Source organism: Ruminococcus albus AD2013 (genome assembly GCF_000526775.1).
Taxonomy (GTDB): Bacteria; Bacillota; Clostridia; order Oscillospirales; family Ruminococcaceae; genus Hominimerdicola; species Hominimerdicola alba_A.
The window spans coordinates 1,475,343-1,491,391 of record NZ_JAGS01000001.1; the positions used below are offsets into that span (position 1 = coordinate 1,475,343).

14 protein-coding genes are annotated in these 16,049 nt (G+C 46.0%); 4 read left to right on the top strand and 10 right to left on the bottom strand.

What is annotated here, in order from left to right; translation table 11 throughout:
- The first annotated feature begins 6 nt into the window (after nucleotides 1-6).
- The 3 genes from N773_RS21790 (at nucleotide 7) to N773_RS0106550 (ending at nucleotide 2,720) form a co-directional block, all read left to right on the top strand.
- Nucleotides 7-183 (top strand): FeoB-associated Cys-rich membrane protein, encoded by a 177-nt coding sequence (locus N773_RS21790; protein ID WP_080678316.1) that lies wholly within the window; start codon nucleotides 7-9, stop codon nucleotides 181-183.
- Nucleotides 184-348: 165 nt separating this feature from the next.
- Entirely contained in the window at nucleotides 349-648 is a 300-nt protein-coding gene (locus N773_RS0106545; RefSeq protein ID WP_024857041.1) for a DUF6110 family protein, read from the top strand.
- Complete coding sequence (locus N773_RS0106550; RefSeq protein WP_024857042.1) at nucleotides 648-2,720, top strand: heavy metal translocating P-type ATPase; 2,073 nt, start codon at nucleotides 648-650, stop codon at nucleotides 2,718-2,720. The genes N773_RS0106545 and N773_RS0106550 overlap by 1 nt, the downstream gene beginning before the upstream one ends.
- A 50-nt stretch (nucleotides 2,721-2,770) precedes the next feature.
- Here N773_RS0106550 and N773_RS0106555 read toward each other — a convergent pair whose 3' ends face one another.
- The 5 genes from N773_RS0106555 to N773_RS0106570 all read right to left on the bottom strand — a co-directional run bounded on the left by N773_RS0106555 (nucleotide 2,771) and on the right by N773_RS0106570 (nucleotide 6,694).
- On the bottom strand, nucleotides 2,771-3,052 hold the full coding sequence (locus N773_RS0106555) for a DUF2325 domain-containing protein (protein ID WP_024857043.1): 282 nt from the start codon (nucleotides 3,050-3,052) through the stop codon (nucleotides 2,771-2,773).
- A 147-nt stretch (nucleotides 3,053-3,199) separates the two neighbouring features.
- Nucleotides 3,200-3,862, bottom strand: a complete 663-nt coding sequence (locus N773_RS0106560) for a nucleotidyltransferase domain-containing protein (RefSeq protein WP_024857044.1) — start codon at nucleotides 3,860-3,862, stop codon at nucleotides 3,200-3,202.
- 169 nt (nucleotides 3,863-4,031) lie between these two features.
- Nucleotides 4,032-5,357 (bottom strand): IS200/IS605 family element transposase accessory protein TnpB, encoded by a 1,326-nt coding sequence (locus N773_RS0106565; protein WP_024857045.1) that lies wholly within the window; start codon nucleotides 5,355-5,357, stop codon nucleotides 4,032-4,034.
- A gap of 18 nt (nucleotides 5,358-5,375) precedes the next feature.
- On the bottom strand, nucleotides 5,376-5,495 hold the full coding sequence (locus N773_RS23480) for a transposase (protein WP_080678383.1): 120 nt from the start codon (nucleotides 5,493-5,495) through the stop codon (nucleotides 5,376-5,378).
- A gap of 416 nt (nucleotides 5,496-5,911) precedes the next feature.
- Nucleotides 5,912-6,694 carry a ZIP family metal transporter gene (locus tag N773_RS0106570; protein WP_024857046.1) on the bottom strand — a complete coding sequence of 261 codons (783 nt, stop codon included), beginning with the start codon at nucleotides 6,692-6,694 and terminating at the stop codon, nucleotides 5,912-5,914.
- A 433-nt stretch (nucleotides 6,695-7,127) separates the two neighbouring features.
- Between N773_RS0106570 and N773_RS0106575 the strand changes: the two genes are divergently transcribed.
- Complete coding sequence (locus N773_RS0106575) at nucleotides 7,128-7,961, top strand: VanW family protein (RefSeq protein WP_024857047.1); 834 nt, start codon at nucleotides 7,128-7,130, stop codon at nucleotides 7,959-7,961.
- Nucleotides 7,962-8,050: 89 nt separating this feature from the next.
- Here the strand turns inward: N773_RS0106575 and N773_RS0106580 are convergent, their stop codons facing one another.
- The 5 genes from N773_RS0106580 to N773_RS0106600 form a co-directional block, all read right to left on the bottom strand.
- The gene (locus N773_RS0106580; protein WP_024857048.1) at nucleotides 8,051-9,235 is read right to left on the bottom strand and encodes an LL-diaminopimelate aminotransferase; all 1,185 of its coding nucleotides are present in this window, start codon (nucleotides 9,233-9,235) and stop codon (nucleotides 8,051-8,053) included.
- Nucleotides 9,236-9,240: 5 nt separating this feature from the next.
- Nucleotides 9,241-10,656, bottom strand: a complete 1,416-nt coding sequence (gene purF, locus N773_RS0106585) for an amidophosphoribosyltransferase (RefSeq protein ID WP_024857049.1) — start codon at nucleotides 10,654-10,656, stop codon at nucleotides 9,241-9,243.
- Nucleotides 10,653-12,257, bottom strand: coding sequence for a CTP synthase (locus tag N773_RS0106590; protein WP_024857050.1), 1,605 nt, complete (start codon nucleotides 12,255-12,257; stop codon nucleotides 10,653-10,655). The genes purF and N773_RS0106590 overlap by 4 nt, the downstream gene beginning before the upstream one ends.
- A gap of 13 nt (nucleotides 12,258-12,270) precedes the next feature.
- Nucleotides 12,271-13,854 (bottom strand): asparagine synthase B, encoded by a 1,584-nt coding sequence (gene asnB / locus N773_RS0106595; RefSeq protein ID WP_024857051.1) that lies wholly within the window; start codon nucleotides 13,852-13,854, stop codon nucleotides 12,271-12,273.
- Between the two features lie 90 nt (nucleotides 13,855-13,944).
- Nucleotides 13,945-16,041, bottom strand: a complete 2,097-nt coding sequence (locus tag N773_RS0106600; protein ID WP_024857052.1) for a glutamine synthetase III — start codon at nucleotides 16,039-16,041, stop codon at nucleotides 13,945-13,947.
- Between the last annotated feature and the right edge of the window lie 8 nt (nucleotides 16,042-16,049).

Sequence of the window (16,049 nt, forward strand, 5' to 3'; positions counted from 1 at the left end):
TTTATTATGGCAGCATGGCTCAGTGAAAACATCGGAAACATCGTGGTTATTATAATAGTAGCAGCGATACTTGCTCTGGCTATCAGGTCTGTTATAAAGGACAAACGCTCGGGCAAAAGCAGCTGCGGATGCGGCTGTGCGAATTGTGCTATGCACGGCAAGTGCCATCCTGCCAAAAAATAAGTTATATTAATCGAAATTAGAAATCGCTCTTTGAGAACGGGTAAGAGTTCGATATATGCTTTTGCAAAGTTCGCAAAGCTGCAATTTCAATGGTTGTAAAGATATGTTCGGGAGAGGAAACTCTCCCGTTCATCATATATTTCAATATAGAAAGGAAGAATTTGTATGTCATTCTGGATCAAGGGAGCAATTTTCGTAGGAGGTATGGCGGCAAGCACTTTAGGTGTCAAGCTGCTGACAAGCAAGACCGCAAAAAAGGTCTACGCCCATACGACTGCAACAGTTCTGCGTGGAAAGGACGCTGTAATGGAGGGTGTTACAAAAGTTCGCGAGAGCTGTGATGATATCGTGGCTGATGCTAAAGATATCAACGAAAAGCGCTCGGAAGAGGATATCATCGACATCATCGAAGACAGCTCCGATACCATCGAAGAAGAATTTTCGGACGAGGAGAAAAAAGACTGATGAAATGTCAGATACTTCACAGTTCCCATAACCGCCTGCGTGTACATATAATGCGTGACCATATGACACTCCGGCAGGCGGATATGCTGGAATACTATCTCCGTGCGAAACCATTTGTCACAGATGTCAAGGTATTCGACCGCACGGGCGATGCGGTAATAATATTCACCGACAGGAAGCAGTTAATAAAAGCATTAGCTGATTTCACCTATGCTGACAAAAAGACAGCTGCCCTCGTACCTGAGCATACAGGCAGAGAACTGGACCGCGAGTTTGAAGACAGACTCTTCTTTATGCTGGCAAGGAGATATATTTTCAAGCGGCTGATACCCGCTCCTTTGCGAATGGCGCTGTCTGTCATCAAAGCAGCGAAGTACGTCCGCGAAGCACTGATATCGATCTCAAAGGGCAAAATAGAAGTCAGCCTGCTGGACGCTGTTGCAATAACAGTCTCACTGATACGCCGCGACCACAAAACTGCTTCAAGCGTGATGTTCATGCTTGGTCTTGGCGAACTTATGGAGGACTGGACGCACAAAAAGTCTGTTGATGATCTTGCCCGTACAATGTCACTGGGCGTGGAAAAGGTATGGCTGAAAACAGACGAAAGCGAAACTCTCGTGTCCATCAATGAGATCTCCGAAGGCGACGAAATAATCGTCCGCACAGGCAGCATGATACCTTTGGACGGCAAAGTAATTTCCGGTGAAGCAGAGGTCAATCAGGCTACACTCACAGGTGAAGCCCTTGCTGTGCATAAGTCCGCGGGAAGCTACGCTTACGCAGGTACGGTGGTTGAACAGGGCAGCTGTGTAATTCAGGTGGATAAACTCACAGGCAGCGGTAAGTACGACCGCATAGTAAAAATGATTGAGGACAGCGAAAAGCTTAAATCCGAAGTCGAAAGCCGTGCATCTCATCTTGCGGACAAACTTGTTCCTTACTGTCTGGGCGGCACTCTGCTGACATATCTGCTGACGAGGAATGCCACAAAAGCTATATCGATACTCATGGTGGATTTCTCCTGTGCGCTGAAACTGGCAATGCCAATATCGGTCATCTCCGCTATGCGTGAAGGTCAGACCTGCGGCATGACGATAAAGGGCGGAAAGTTCCTTGAAGCAGTTGCTGAAGCTGATACGATCATCTTCGATAAAACAGGCACCCTGACTCATTCTGAGCCCAAAGTTGCTAAGATAATAACATTTGGTGAGAACGATGAGTCCGAAGCACTCAGGCTCGCCGCGTGTCTTGAAGAACACTATCCCCACTCCATAGCAAATGCAGTAGTTAAAGCGGCAAGCGACCGAGGTCTTGTCCACGAGGAACTCCACAGTGAGGTGGAGTATGTAGTCGCACACGGTATAGCAAGCTCTGTCAGTGGTGTCAAGGTGGTGCTGGGCAGCTACCATTTTGTATTCGAGGACGAAGGCTGTACACTGCCCGAAAGCGAAAAGGAAAAGTTTGATACACTCCCCGATGAGTACTCTCACCTGTTCCTTGCAGTTGGAGGAATACTTGCAGCAGTCATATGCATAGAAGACCCGATACGAGAAGAAGCAAAGGAAGTCCTTTCGCAGTTGAAAGAACTTGGCATCACCAAGATAGTAATGATGACAGGCGACAGCGAACGTACCGCAAAGGCGGTTGCCAATAAAGTTGGCGTTGACGAGTATTATGCCGAAGTCCTTCCCGAGGATAAAGCTGAATACGTCCGCCGTGAAAAACGTGCTGGCAGAAAAGTCATTATGATAGGTGACGGAGTCAATGACTCCCCTGCCCTTTCCCAAGCTGATGCAGGCATCGCTATAAGCAGCGGTGCAGCCATAGCAAAAGAGGTCGCAGACATAACGATATCCGCAGATGACCTCCGCTGTCTTGTGACATTACGTCAGTTGTCAGCTTCTCTTATGAAGCGTATAAACTCCAACTACCGCACCATAATCGGATTCAATTTCTCCCTGATGGTGCTTGGCGCATCAGGCGTTATAGCCCCGACAACATCAGCACTTCTTCACAATTCCTCTACCCTTGCGATATCCCTCGCAAGCATGAGAAACTATCTCAAATAGAAACGAAGACCGCTTTTCAGCATTTCGAAAAGCGGTCTTGTTCTATCATTTTATCTGTGGTATTCCGACAGCAGATTCTTCAAAGCGCTCACACTTGAAGAATGAAGATGTCTCACAGGAGTTCCCGATTTCTCGGTATGCTTTTTTACACCTCCCAGCATCTTATGCGAACACGTACCCGTGAACACTATCACAAGATCAGGCGAACCTATCTTGTTTTCAAAATCAGCAGGCATCTGTGTGAACACCTTTGATTTCATTCTGTAAGATTTGCAGATATCCTGATATCTAGTTGCCATGCGGTCATTGCCGCCTACTATAACTACACTCATTTTAGTTCCTTTCTACGGTTAGTTTAATCTAACTGAAAACGAAATAAATACGGTTAGCTATTACTAACCACATTTATTATACCATAGTCCTGATGTTTTGTCAATACTTTTGACCGTATTTATTTCACACTTATTTGCACTCATGCACTAAATATCCGCCCTTATGAAAGCCTGCCTGCACCATTCCATCACCTTCGGGAATACACTGTCGAAATCCTGCGAAACGTAATTCTCACTAAGTTCAAGTATATACCTGTCATCGGAACTTACCTTTTCTTTCAGCTCTTTCTTTGTCAGCAGAAACTCTCCGCTTTCAAGATAATGAAGATTCTGTATCAGGAAGAAAAATCCCTTTAGCGTAAAGAACAGCTTGATTGCACTGTTTTCCTTGTCAGTATGTATATAGCGATGACAAAGTTCATGGTAAAGATTACCAAGACTGACCTTGACATAATTTACCTGATCTTCTCTTTTCGCTTCCGGCAGAAGTTCCGACAGAGTTCCGTAAAGGTCTTTGGTAGTGTGTCTCAGCTGTATAACTTCAAGAGGATTCCAGCGGGCAAGTTCATCTCTGCCGCAGATAAATCCGCATGACCTTTCGTAGTCCCCCACTTTTTTCAGTATTTCTCGGTAGATATCCATGTCAGCGGCACAGAACTCATCTATTACTGCCATTATATCGATATCACTTTGTTCGGTAGCTTCTCCCCTGAGATAACTCCCCTGCAATCCAAGATATACCAGCCTTTCACCAAAAGCAAATCTGCATTCGTTTATCAGCTTTTCCAGATAATCTTCAAGTATGAACATAGCCCTCTCCCTTTTCACAAAAATTCAGCAGATAATTAGGATATCATACTTGACTGATTTTGTGAAGCCTCACACGACTAAAGTCGCGTGCTTCCTATAGTATCCTTACGGACACGCCCACTTTAGGCAGGCGGACTACGTTTCTACCATAAAGCCTGAACTCAGAAAATTATGCTGTATGAGCAATAATTTCCGCATTCAGGTTAACTAAGGTAGAGAACGTGCAGGTGCTTCTCTTACTGCATTGAGGTACTTTTGCCTCAATGAGCAACCTTGAATTCTCATCCAAGGATTTTAATATTTCACGTATGAAATATCTTGCCCCGATATTATACGAAGCAGATAGATCACAGTTGTAGGTCTTGCCATTTTGAAATTTGCATAGCTCATAGGTATTGAAACCACCAAATTTACCACGAAGTACAAAACCACTGCCATCGTAGGCAAGGCGTGACGTATTCCATGCACAGATATGGCTTACTCTCATACCTAGTCTGTGAGCTTTATTCGTTACAATAGACTGAACTTCCTGACTGCGCCACAGCTTGAGCTTCTGCTTTTTAGAACCGCGGACCTTACCGTTCTTGTCTAAATGCTCAAATACAATAACATCTGCATTATAAAGAGCGGCTATATCTACGATGCAGGCAGCTGTTTTAGTGGCAATGTCGTGATTGATTCCTTTGGCTTTTGCCCAAAGCCTTGGTGTTTTATAGTTACCATGCTGCTGAGCTTTTTTGATACGGTTAACACAATGCATAAGATGGTCTGTTTCTTTGGTAAGCTTACAAAAATGCCTTCCAAGAATAGTGCCATCTGAACGCATTACGGAAATCGTAGCAGTGGTGTTTATTCCAAGATCTACAGCAACAATGGTCTGTTCATACACAGATATATCTGCAAGTTTGACCTTTTCCTCAAACGGAAAGTCCAAAAACCACTCCTTGCCTCGTTTTTGAAGTGTTGGAGCGCATTGCTTGCGAAAACTGCAATGTCTGTATATATAATCCATATCAGGCTTTTTAAGGTTTATCGTTATCCAGTCCCATGTATTACGGATATAGACTTTGATCCGGGCAGTATAATCACCGGTCTGATTGTACATTCCTGTACGATACATAGACGGGAATGAATAACCTGCTTTTGGATACGATGGTTCTCTTCCGACCGGATCTTTGATCCAGTTATCGAGATTGCTTTTGTAAGATGATACCTTGCCTATAGCCTCGTTAATAGCACCACGGCGCAGATAGCTTGGCATCTTATAGAATTTGGCATCAAAATCATAAATTGGATCGGGATTATCTTTTGTAGCATGGATCAGTGTTTCAATATATGTGAGTCTACTCATCCCTTTGAATGTAACAATGTTATCCCATTTATCAAGACATACTTTGATAAGGTAATCTACAGCATGTCTGTATACGATAACGGTATCTTTAAAGATGTTGTTGTAATGCTTGATCTTAACGCTATAAGTCGTATATATCTGCATACTGCAGACTCCATCCTTCTACTTGTTTTTTTGAGAATTAATGTAATCTGTTACATGTTTAAGACTTCTGTCGCTTACAGTTGCTACAAAATACGATGGATTCCATATATATTTATTATAGTAGATTTTTTTAAGAATTTAAAATTTTATATACTTAAAAGTTGTTCTGTGTTTGTGTCACGCGTGACACAAACAGAATTCAATTTTTCTTTTTATGAGATTTAAGATGCAGAAAGACAGCTAAGCTTACACACTTAGCTGTCTTTCACTTAAGAATTATAGTATCTGACATTCTTAAGTGAGGCTTACAGTTTACAAGACGAAGTATATGATCAAGACTTCCTGTATTTGGTAGTTCTTACGATATGGTATTACAATGAATATACATACCCTCGACCATGCACAACAGAATGTCAAAAAATGCCGCCTAACTCATGACTAAAGTCACGAGTTAGGCGGCAAAATCGTCAATAATTTTTGGCATATTCAATGCAATATATCATCAGGAAGAAATATATGTAACAAAACCGACAATTATAATTATACAGACATTTTCACCCCAATGCCACATCCAGTGCCATCATCAGAGTAAATCCCAGAGAGAACATAAGCACACCTATATTTGAATGTTCTCCCTCTGACATTTCCGGGATAAGTTCCTCAACAACAACATATATCATCGCACCCGCTGCAAAGCTCAGAAGATACGGCATTGCTGGCAAAAAAAGCCCTGCAAACAATATGGTGAGCAAAGCGCCTATCGGTTCGACCGCTCCCGAAAGCACACCATCAGCAAATGATCTGCCCTTGCTTTTTCCCTCAGCGTGAAGCGGCATTGATATTATAGCACCCTCAGGGAAATTCTGTATCGCGATACCAAGTGCAAGCGCGAATGCACCACCTGCATTTATCTCTGCCGTGCCCGAGACAAGACCTGCATACACGATACCCACAGCCATTCCTTCGGGGATATTATGCAGTGTGACTGCAAGCACCATCATAGTCGTCCTAGCAAGCCGCGATGGTATACCCTCGGCTTTCTCGGCATTCATATGCAGATGCGGTATAAGCGTATCAAGAAAAAGCAGAAAGATCACTCCGCACCAGAAGCCTATCAAAGCAGGCAGGAAAGACAGTTTGCCCATCCCTTCCGACTGCTCCATTGCAGGTATTATCAGACTCCATATAGAAGCGGCAGTCATAACGCCTGCCGCGAAGCCCGTCAGCGCACGCTGTACTCCTTTGCTGAGAGTCTTCTTCATAAAAAGCACACAGCCCGAACCCAAAGCTGTCCCCGCAAAGGGCAGCGCAAGTCCAAAGAATATTTCACTTATCATAGTATCACCCAAACCTTCTTATAAAAATCACGCCTGTCTGCACCCTGCCCATCTTATCTCGTAATTTCTTTTTTATGATGTCAGCCGTACAGCAGACTTCATTTTTATTCTCCTTTTGTAAACCAGTTAGACTTCACTAACTACAATGTAATTATAGCATATACTTTTCCAAAAGTCAAACAGCCTTTTTGTTTTGTCCCAAACAATACACATAAATAAATGTACATCGTTATACAGGCGCATTAAATGGGTCGCTAAAAGGATAGCTGCGTTTATAAACGTTCACTGTCACAACTCGCAATTTTCAATTCATATAATGTTTTCTATTATTTAGCTTGTTATTTATAACTTTTTGGCGATTTAACCGTCTAATATAGTGTATGATACACTAGTACAAAAAAAGCTATAATGATTTGAAAGAGAAGGTCTAAAAATGAAGAGAAAACTATTCTGCGAAATATGCCCCATTACATACGCCCTGTCAGTAAAAAAATGCGAAGCACTCAGATTTTTACAGGATATAAAGGACAAGCACACCTTTGCCCGCACATTCTCCAAGGATAAGCTTGAATACGTGATCTACAAACATAATTCCCTTATTCGCAGACGTCTTGGCAATGTTAATATGCAGCTTCAGGAAAACAAGGCTGTTAATCTTTCGCTTGCTGCACCAAAGATAAATTCTGTACTTATCCGTCCCGGTGAAACTTTTTCATTCTGGAACCTTGTGGGCAGCCTTACCGTTAAAAAAGGCTACCGCGAGGGTCTTACGATATTCTCCGACCACCCCTCATCGGGTCTTGGGGGCGGTATGTGCCAGATGACAAATCTCATACACTGGATGATACTCCACTCCGAACTGACCATAACCGAACATCACCACCATGACCAGATCGACCTTTTCCCCGATTTCAACAGAACTATCCCCTTTGGGACAGGTACATCTATAATGTATAATTACCTCGATTACCGTTTCCGCAACGATACTGACAATACTTACCAGCTGATAATATATACAACCGATGAATACCTCTGCGGTGAACTCAGAGCCGAAAAAAGGCAGTCCTATAAATTCCATATTCAGGCTGAGAACGTATATTTTTCCCGTGAGGACGGTGTAGTATACCGAAACGGCGATGTTTACCGCGACAAGATCGACCGCCGTACAGGCGAACACGTTTCGAGAGAACTGATAAGACACAACCACGCAAGGGTGTGCTACGATACATCCGATCTTACCATAGTTGAGGAAAAGAGCGCGGTCTAAACACATATCCCCATCAAAGCAAAAGACAGCTATCTCACAGGATAACTGTCTTTTTTATATAATATCATCAGGTGAGGAATGCTGACTTATCAGCCCAGAAGTTCCAGAAGCTTTTCAGCTGCTTTCTCGGTATCCTCGGGACTTCCGAAAGTGGAAAATCTCAGATAACCCTCGCCGCACTTTCCGAAGCCCTCGCCTGGGGTGCCGACTATCTGTGCTTCGTTCAGCAGCTTGTCAAAAAACTCCCATGAACCCATACCATTCGGGCACTCCATCCAGATGTAAGGCGCATTCTTGCCGCCTGTGTACCATATGCCCAGCTTGTCAAGGGCTTTCATAAGGGTTCGGGCGTTATTCTTATAAACATTTATATTTTCGTGTATCTGCTGTTGACCCTCAGGAGTGAACACCTCACAGGCAGCACGCTGTATGATGTAGGATACACCGTTTGTCTTGGTGGTACGGTTGCGCACCCACATATCATTGAAATTCATACCGTTGCGGACAAGATCTTTGGGTATAACCGTATATCCGAGACGGGTTCCCGTAAAGCCCGCTGTCTTTGAAAGTGAACATATCTCGATAGCGCAGGTGCGTGCGCCCTCTATCTCGAAGATGGAATGAGGCATACCTTCTTCCTCGATGAATGCTTCATAAGCCGCATCAAAAAGAATGACAGAGCCGTGCTCATTAGCCCAGTCAACCCATACTTTCAGCTGTTCTTTGCTGAACACCGCACCTGTGGGATTGTTGGGCGAGCAGAGATATATCAGCTCCGCAGATGTATCTTCATCGGGCAGGGGCAGAAAACCGTTATCTCTCGAAGACGGCAGATGTACTATCTCACGTCCTGCCATGATATTTGCGTCAACATATGCGGGATAAGCAGGCTCGATTATAAGTGAACGGTTTGATCGGTCAAAAATGTCCAGAATATCACCCAGTTCGTCAGACGCGCCCGATGATACGAAGACCTCGTCATCACCAAGCTCCACTCCCCTGCCGCGGTAATAATCAGCGATAGCTTTTCTCAGGAACGGTGCACCGCATTCGGGCATATATCCGTTGAAAGTCGATGCATTTGCCTGATCGTCAGCCGCCTTGTGCAGACCCTTGATAACAGCATCGCAAAGGGGAAGAGATACATCGCCTATGCCCAGACGCAAAATGTGCGCATCGGGGTTTGCTGCCTGATAAGCCTTTACTTTCTGTGCGATATTATAAAAAAGGTACGAAGCCTTTAAATGGGAATAATTCATATTAGGTGTAAGCATTTTTATCACTCCTGTATTTTCATTTCGTATTTATCCTTGTGTGCTTTTTCGGGAACAGCTGTGGGGTAATCTCCGCCGAAGCAAGCTTTGCAGCAGCCCGCACCCAGATTAAGCTCATCCAGTGCCGACATAGGCAGATATCCCAGACTGTCCGCACCCATCTCCTTAGCTATCTCCTCGGGAGTACGGCGTGCAGCGATAAGATTTTCTTCCGAATCTATATCAGTGCCGTAATAGCATGGATGCAGGAAAGGCGGTGCCGATACACGGAAATGTATCTCTTTAGCCCCAGCTTCACGCAGCAGTGAAACTATCCTGCCGCCGGTAGTGCCGCGTACTATGGAATCATCTACCAGCACAACTCGTTTGCCCTTTACAGTTTCCTCAACTGCCGAAAGCTTTATGCGTACCTTGTCAACACGGCTCTCCTGTGTGGGCGATATGAAAGTCCTAGCCACGTACTTGTTCTTTATAAGACCTATGCCGTAAGGTATACCCGAGCCCTGTGAATATCCCAGTGCCGCATCAAGTCCCGAATCGGGTACGCCTATAACTATATCCGCATCAACGGGACAGCTTTTCGCTAAGATATGTCCCGCCCTGAGCCTCGAAGAATGTACCGATACTCTGTCGATGACAGAATCGGGACGTGCAAAGTATATGTACTCGAATATGCATATCCGCTTAGGCTTCTTTTCACAGTGGGAACGGTCTGACCGCACGCCCTCCTTTGAGAATATCAGCATCTCTCCGGGCTCTATATCACGTACGAACTCCGCACCCACAGCTGTGAGCGCACAGCTTTCCGATGCCACCACATAAGTGCCGTCTGACATTTTACCGAAACACAAAGGTCTGAAACCGAAAGGGTCACGGCAGGCGATGAGTTTTGTGGGGCTCATCACCACAAGCGAATAAGCGCCTTCGATTATGTCCATTGCGGAAAGCACTGCTTCCTCGATAGAGTCTCTGATAAGACGCTGCTTTGTTATTATATAGGCGATGGTCTCCGTATCGGAGGTTGTATGGAATATAGCCCCCGAAAGCTCCAGCTCGCGTCTGAGTTCTCCCGCATTGGAAAGATTTCCGTTGTGAGCCAGCGCCATGCGCCCTTTCATGTGGTTGACAACTATGGGCTGACAGTTACGCCTTTCGTTGCCGCCTGTGGTGGAATATCTTACGTGTCCCACAGCCATATTGCCCTGTGGCATTTCAGCAAGTATTCTGTGGGTGAATACCTCACCCGCAAGACCCACATCTTTATGTGCGGTGATGACTCCGTCCTCGCATACAGCGATTCCGCAGCCCTCCTGCCCTCTGTGCTGTAAAGCATAAAGACCGTAGTATACTATTTCGGCAAGATGTGACTTTTTTTGGGAGTATAAGCCGAATACTCCGCACTCCTCATGCAGACCGCTCATTTTCCGCTCCTCTCTGCCGCCGCTGAAACAAATCCCATGAACAGCGGGTGAGGACGGTTGGGACGGCTCTTGAATTCGGGGTGGAACTGTACGCCCACATAGAAATCGCGGTCGGTAAGCTCAACAGTCTCCACAAGTCTGCCATCGGGCGACATACCGCTGAGGGTAAGACCGGCAGATGACAGTGTATCGCGGTAATCATTGTTAAATTCGTATCTGTGGCGGTGACGTTCACTTATCTCGTTCTTGCCGTAGCATCTCTGCATCGTAGTACCATCGGATATAACACAGGGATAAGCACCAAGACGTAACGTGCCGCCCTTGTCGATGCTGTCACTCTGTCCCGGCATGAAGTCGATGACCTTGTGCTTGCATACCTCATTGAACTCACCCGAATCAGCATCACTGATACCGCAGACATTTCTGGCGTATTCTATAACAGCTATCTGCATACCAAGGCATATGCCGAAGAATGGGATATTGTTCTCTCTAGCATACTTTACAGCCTGTATCATGCCCTCGATACCTCTTCCGCCGAAACCGCCTGGGACTATGATACCGTTAACGCCACCCAGCGACTCACCGATGTTTTCAGCTGTCAGTTTTTCCGAATCCACCCAGCTTATATCAACGTGTGTGCCGATGGAATATCCCGCATGGCGAAGTGCCTCTGCTACCGAGAGATATGCGTCGTGAAGCTCAGTGTACTTTCCTACAAGTGCTATCTTTGTAGTCGTAGCCGCAGACTTTATCCTCTCCACCATCTCGCACCATTCATCAAGATGGGGACGGGGTGCTGTAATGCCCAGACGCTCGCAGACTACCTCGGAGAAATTAGCTTTCTCCAGCATAAGTGGAGCTTCGTAAAGGTCGGGCAGAGTTATATTTTCAATAACGCACTCTGTGCGAACGTTGCAGAAAAGTGCTATCTTCTGGAAAATAGAGGGTTCCAGAGGTCTGTCACAGCGCAGTACGATGATATCGGGATTGATACCCATACCCTGTAACTCCTTCACAGAATGCTGTGTGGGTTTGGATTTGTGTTCGTCCGACCCGCTCAGGAAAGGCACCAGTGTAACATGGATGAACAGGGCGTTCTCACGGCCAACTTCAAGAGATATCTGTCTTACAGCTTCAATAAAAGGCTGAGATTCGATATCGCCGATAGTACCGCCTATCTCTGTGATGATAACATCAGCATCGGTCTTTTTGCCCACGGAGTATACAAACTCCTTTATCTCATTGGTGATATGAGGAATGACCTGCACCGTGGAACCCAGATATTCTCCCCTGCGCTCCTTGTTAAGAACATTCCAGTAGACCTTTCCCGTAGTAAGGTTTGAATACTTGTTCAGGTCTTCGTCGATGAAACGCTCATAGTGTCCAAGGTCGAGATCGGTCTCCGCACCGTCCTCGGTAACATATACCTCACCATGCTGATAAGGGCTCATTGTACCGGGGTCTACATTTATATAAGGGTCGAGCTTCTGTGCTGCCACAGTCAGCCCACGGGATTTCAGCAGTCTTCCCAGAGAAGCCGCAGTGATGCCCTTGCCAAGTCCCGAAACTACTCCGCCCGTTACAAAAATATACTTTCTCATAAGTCAGTCCTCCTCATTCCGCACTTGCGCCGTAGTTTGAAAGTACTCTCGCCGATGGATCGTTGACATTGCAGCCTTCCCATGTCTTGTTAGGCATCCAGAAATCAACTATCATCTCACCCTGACCCTCGTAGTATTTCTCAAATATCTCACGGTAAAGCAGAGATTCCTTAGTAAAGGGCTGAGCGTGTGTGTACTTCTTTCTAAGTGTTTCAAACTCTTCCTCTGTGTAATAATCCTCAGCATAGGCTTTCAGATAGTTTACCAGAGAATGTCCCACAGCGTCGGAGAAAGCAGCCTTTTCTCTCCAAAGTATATTATCGGGAAGAACTCCGTCAGCTTCAAACGCCTTACGTAGCAGGAACTTGCCCTTGCCGTAGGTGTTCAGCTTCTTTTCGGGGTCTATCGCCATTACGTATTTTACAAAATCAAGGTCGCCGAAAGGCACTCTCGCTTCAAGTGAGTTAACAGAGATACATCTGTCAGCACGCAGAACATCGTACATATGAAGTTCGTGTACGCGCTTTTCGGCTTCACGCTGAAATTCCTCAGCAGAGGGTGCAAAATCAGTGTACTTGTATCCGAACAGCTCATCGGATATCTCGCCTGTCAGCAGTACGCGGATATCCGTCTGTTCATGTATCGCCTTGCAGATAAGGTACATACCCATGCTTGCACGTATGGTGGTTATATCGAATGTTCCCAGCAGACGTACAACTTCCTCAAGGGCATTTATCACATCGTCCTTGGTTATGATTATCTCTGTATGCTCGGAACCGATATAATCAGCAGTCTCCTTTGCATATTTAAGGTCGATGGCGTCCTCCGACATACCGATAGCGAAAGTCCTTATAGGCTTGTCCGATTTCTGCTGTGCAACAGCACATACCAGCGATGAATCCAGACCGCCCGAAAGCAGGAAGCCGACCTTTGCATCAGCCACCAGACGCTTCTCGATGCCTGCCACCAGCTTGTCATGAATGTTCTTATAGATAGTATCGTGATCATCATGACATACATGATCGGGCTTAGCGATATCATTGTAGCAGTGGAACTCGCCGTCTATATAATAGTGTCCGGGAGGGAAAGGCATTATCTTGTCGCAGATGTCCACCAGGTTCTGGGGTTCGCTTGCGAATACAGCAGCACCATCCCTGTCATAGCCATAGTAAAGGGGACGTATGCCTATTGGGTCACGAGCCGCGATGAACTTTCCTGTCTCACTGTCAAATATTATACAGGCGAATTCCGCGTCCAGCATTGCGAACATATCGGTCTTGTACTGCTCCCACATTGGAAGAAGTATCTCACAGTCCGAATCGCTCTGGAAGCGGTATCCCTTCTTTGCAAGGTCATCTCTTATCTTCTCGAAGCCGTAAAGCTCACCGTTGCAGACCACATAGCTGTTACCCAGCCTGAATGGCTGCATACCATCGGGTGTAAGACCCATTATCGCAAGTCTGTGGAATGCCAGGATACCTCCCGCAACAGCCTGATAACGAGTGTCATCGGGTCCTCTTGATTTTGTCCTTTCAAAACATTTTTCCATAATGTCTCGGTCAGCCTTGACCGAGCACCAGCCCATAATACAACACATAATTAGATTCCTCCGAAAAAACGGAACTTGGCTGTCGCATTTCTGTGGCAGCCATTTCCTTATAATTTAAGATAGGATTTAGTAGAAAACTTATTTAACACCGAACAGCAGCTCGTCGTAGGTCGGGAACGGCCAGAACTTGGCAGCTGTGATGGTCTCTGCCTCATCACAGGAAGCACGAAGCTTTTCCATAACGCCCAGCAGCTCATCTCTGATGATGTAAGCTGTATCGGTTACGCTGTCTGAATCCTTCACCTTATCAAGAACGCTGTCAAGTTCGTCAAGGCTTGCATAAGCCTCACTTGCATAGCCCGAAAGCTTCTTGACGGTCTCTGTCTCATAGGTGCAGGCAAGATCGGTAGCCAGTGATTTTTTAGCGTTTGCGGTCTTTGCAACAAATGCAGCATATTCCTCGATAGCGGGAAGTATCTCGCGGCGTGCCAGCATCTCCATGGTCTTAGCTTCGATGATGACAGCCTTGCAGTAGTTCTCCAGTGTGATCTCTGTACGGCTGCGCAGCTCAGCCTCGGTGAATACCTTGTGAGCGGTCAGCATCTTAACGTTCTTCTCGTCCATCAGATGAGGGATAGCATCGGGAGTTGTACGGTAGTTCAGCAGACCGCGTACTTCGGTAGCTTCCTTTATCCATGTATCATCATAGCCGTTGCCGTTGAAGATGATCCTCTTGTGATCGGTGATGGTCTTCTTTATCATCTCATGGAGTGCTTCCTCGAAGTTATCAGCCTTTTCAAGTCTGTCAGCATAGATCTTCAGGCTCTCTGCAACTGCCGAGTTCAGCATGATATTAGCGCAAGCGATGCTGTCAGCAGAACCGACCATTCTGAACTCGAACTTGTTGCCTGTGAATGCGAAAGGCGAAGTACGGTTACGGTCAGTGGTATCTCTTGTAAATCTTGGCAGAACACTTACGCCAAGCTTCATGACAGTCTTCTCAACGCCTGCATATGGAGTATCGTTCTCGATAGCCTCAAGGATACCCTCAAGTTCTTCACCAAGGAAGATGGAGATAACAGCGGGAGGTGCCTCGTTAGCGCCCAGACGGTGATCGTTGCCCGCGGTAGCAACGGAAATTCTAAGCAGATCCTGATAATCGTCAACAGCCTTGATAACTGCGCACAGGAACAGCAGGAACTGAGCGTTCTCATATGGGGTCTCGCCGGGAGTCAGCAGGTTAACGCCTGTATCTGTAGCGATAGACCAGTTGTTGTGCTTGCCCGAACCGTTAACGCCGTCAAAAGGCTTTTCATGCAGCAGACATACCAGACCGTGTTTCTGTGCGACCTTCTTCATGATCTCCATAGTCAGCTGGTTGTGATCGGTGGCGATATTTGTGGTAGCATAGATAGGTGCAAGCTCGTGCTGTGCAGGTGCGACCTCATTATGCTGAGTCTTTGCAAGGATACCCAGCTTCCATAGTTCATCGTTCAGGTCGCTCATATAAGCCTCAACTCTGGGCTTGATAACTCCGAAATAGTGGTCGTCCAGTTCCTGACCCTTGGGAGGCTTCGCACCGAACAGTGTCCTGCCTGTATAGATAAGGTCTTTTCTCTGATCGTAAAGCTCCTTGGGGATAAGGAAGTATTCCTGCTCAGGTCCGACGGAAGTTGTAACGTGTCTTACCTGATCGTTTCCGAAAAGCTTCAGGATACGCAGTGCCTGCTTGTTCAGTGCTTCCATTGATCTCAGCAGAGGTGTCTTCTTGTCCAGTGCCTCACCGCCGTAAGAACAGAAAGCAGTAGGAATGCAAAGGGTCTTGCCCTTGATGAATGCATAAGATGTAGGATCCCATGCGGTGTAACCTCTTGCCTCAAATGTAGCTCTCAGTCCGCCGGAAGGGAACGAAGATGCATCAGGCTCGCCCTTGATGAGTTCCTTGCCCGAAAAGTCCATGATAACTCTGCCATCAGGTGAGGGGCTTATAAAGCTGTCATGCTTCTCGGCAGTGATGCCTGTAAGGGGCTGGAACCAGTGAGTATAATGTGTAGCTCCCTGCTCGATAGCCCAATCCTTCATAGCCTCGGCAACTGCGTTGGCAACTGTGATATCAAGCTTCTCACCGATATCAATAGTATTTTTCAGTGACTTATACACTTTTGAAGACAGCCTTGACTTCATAACTCTGTCATCAAAAACCTTGCTCGCAAACAATTCGGGTACCGTACTCATTATGATTT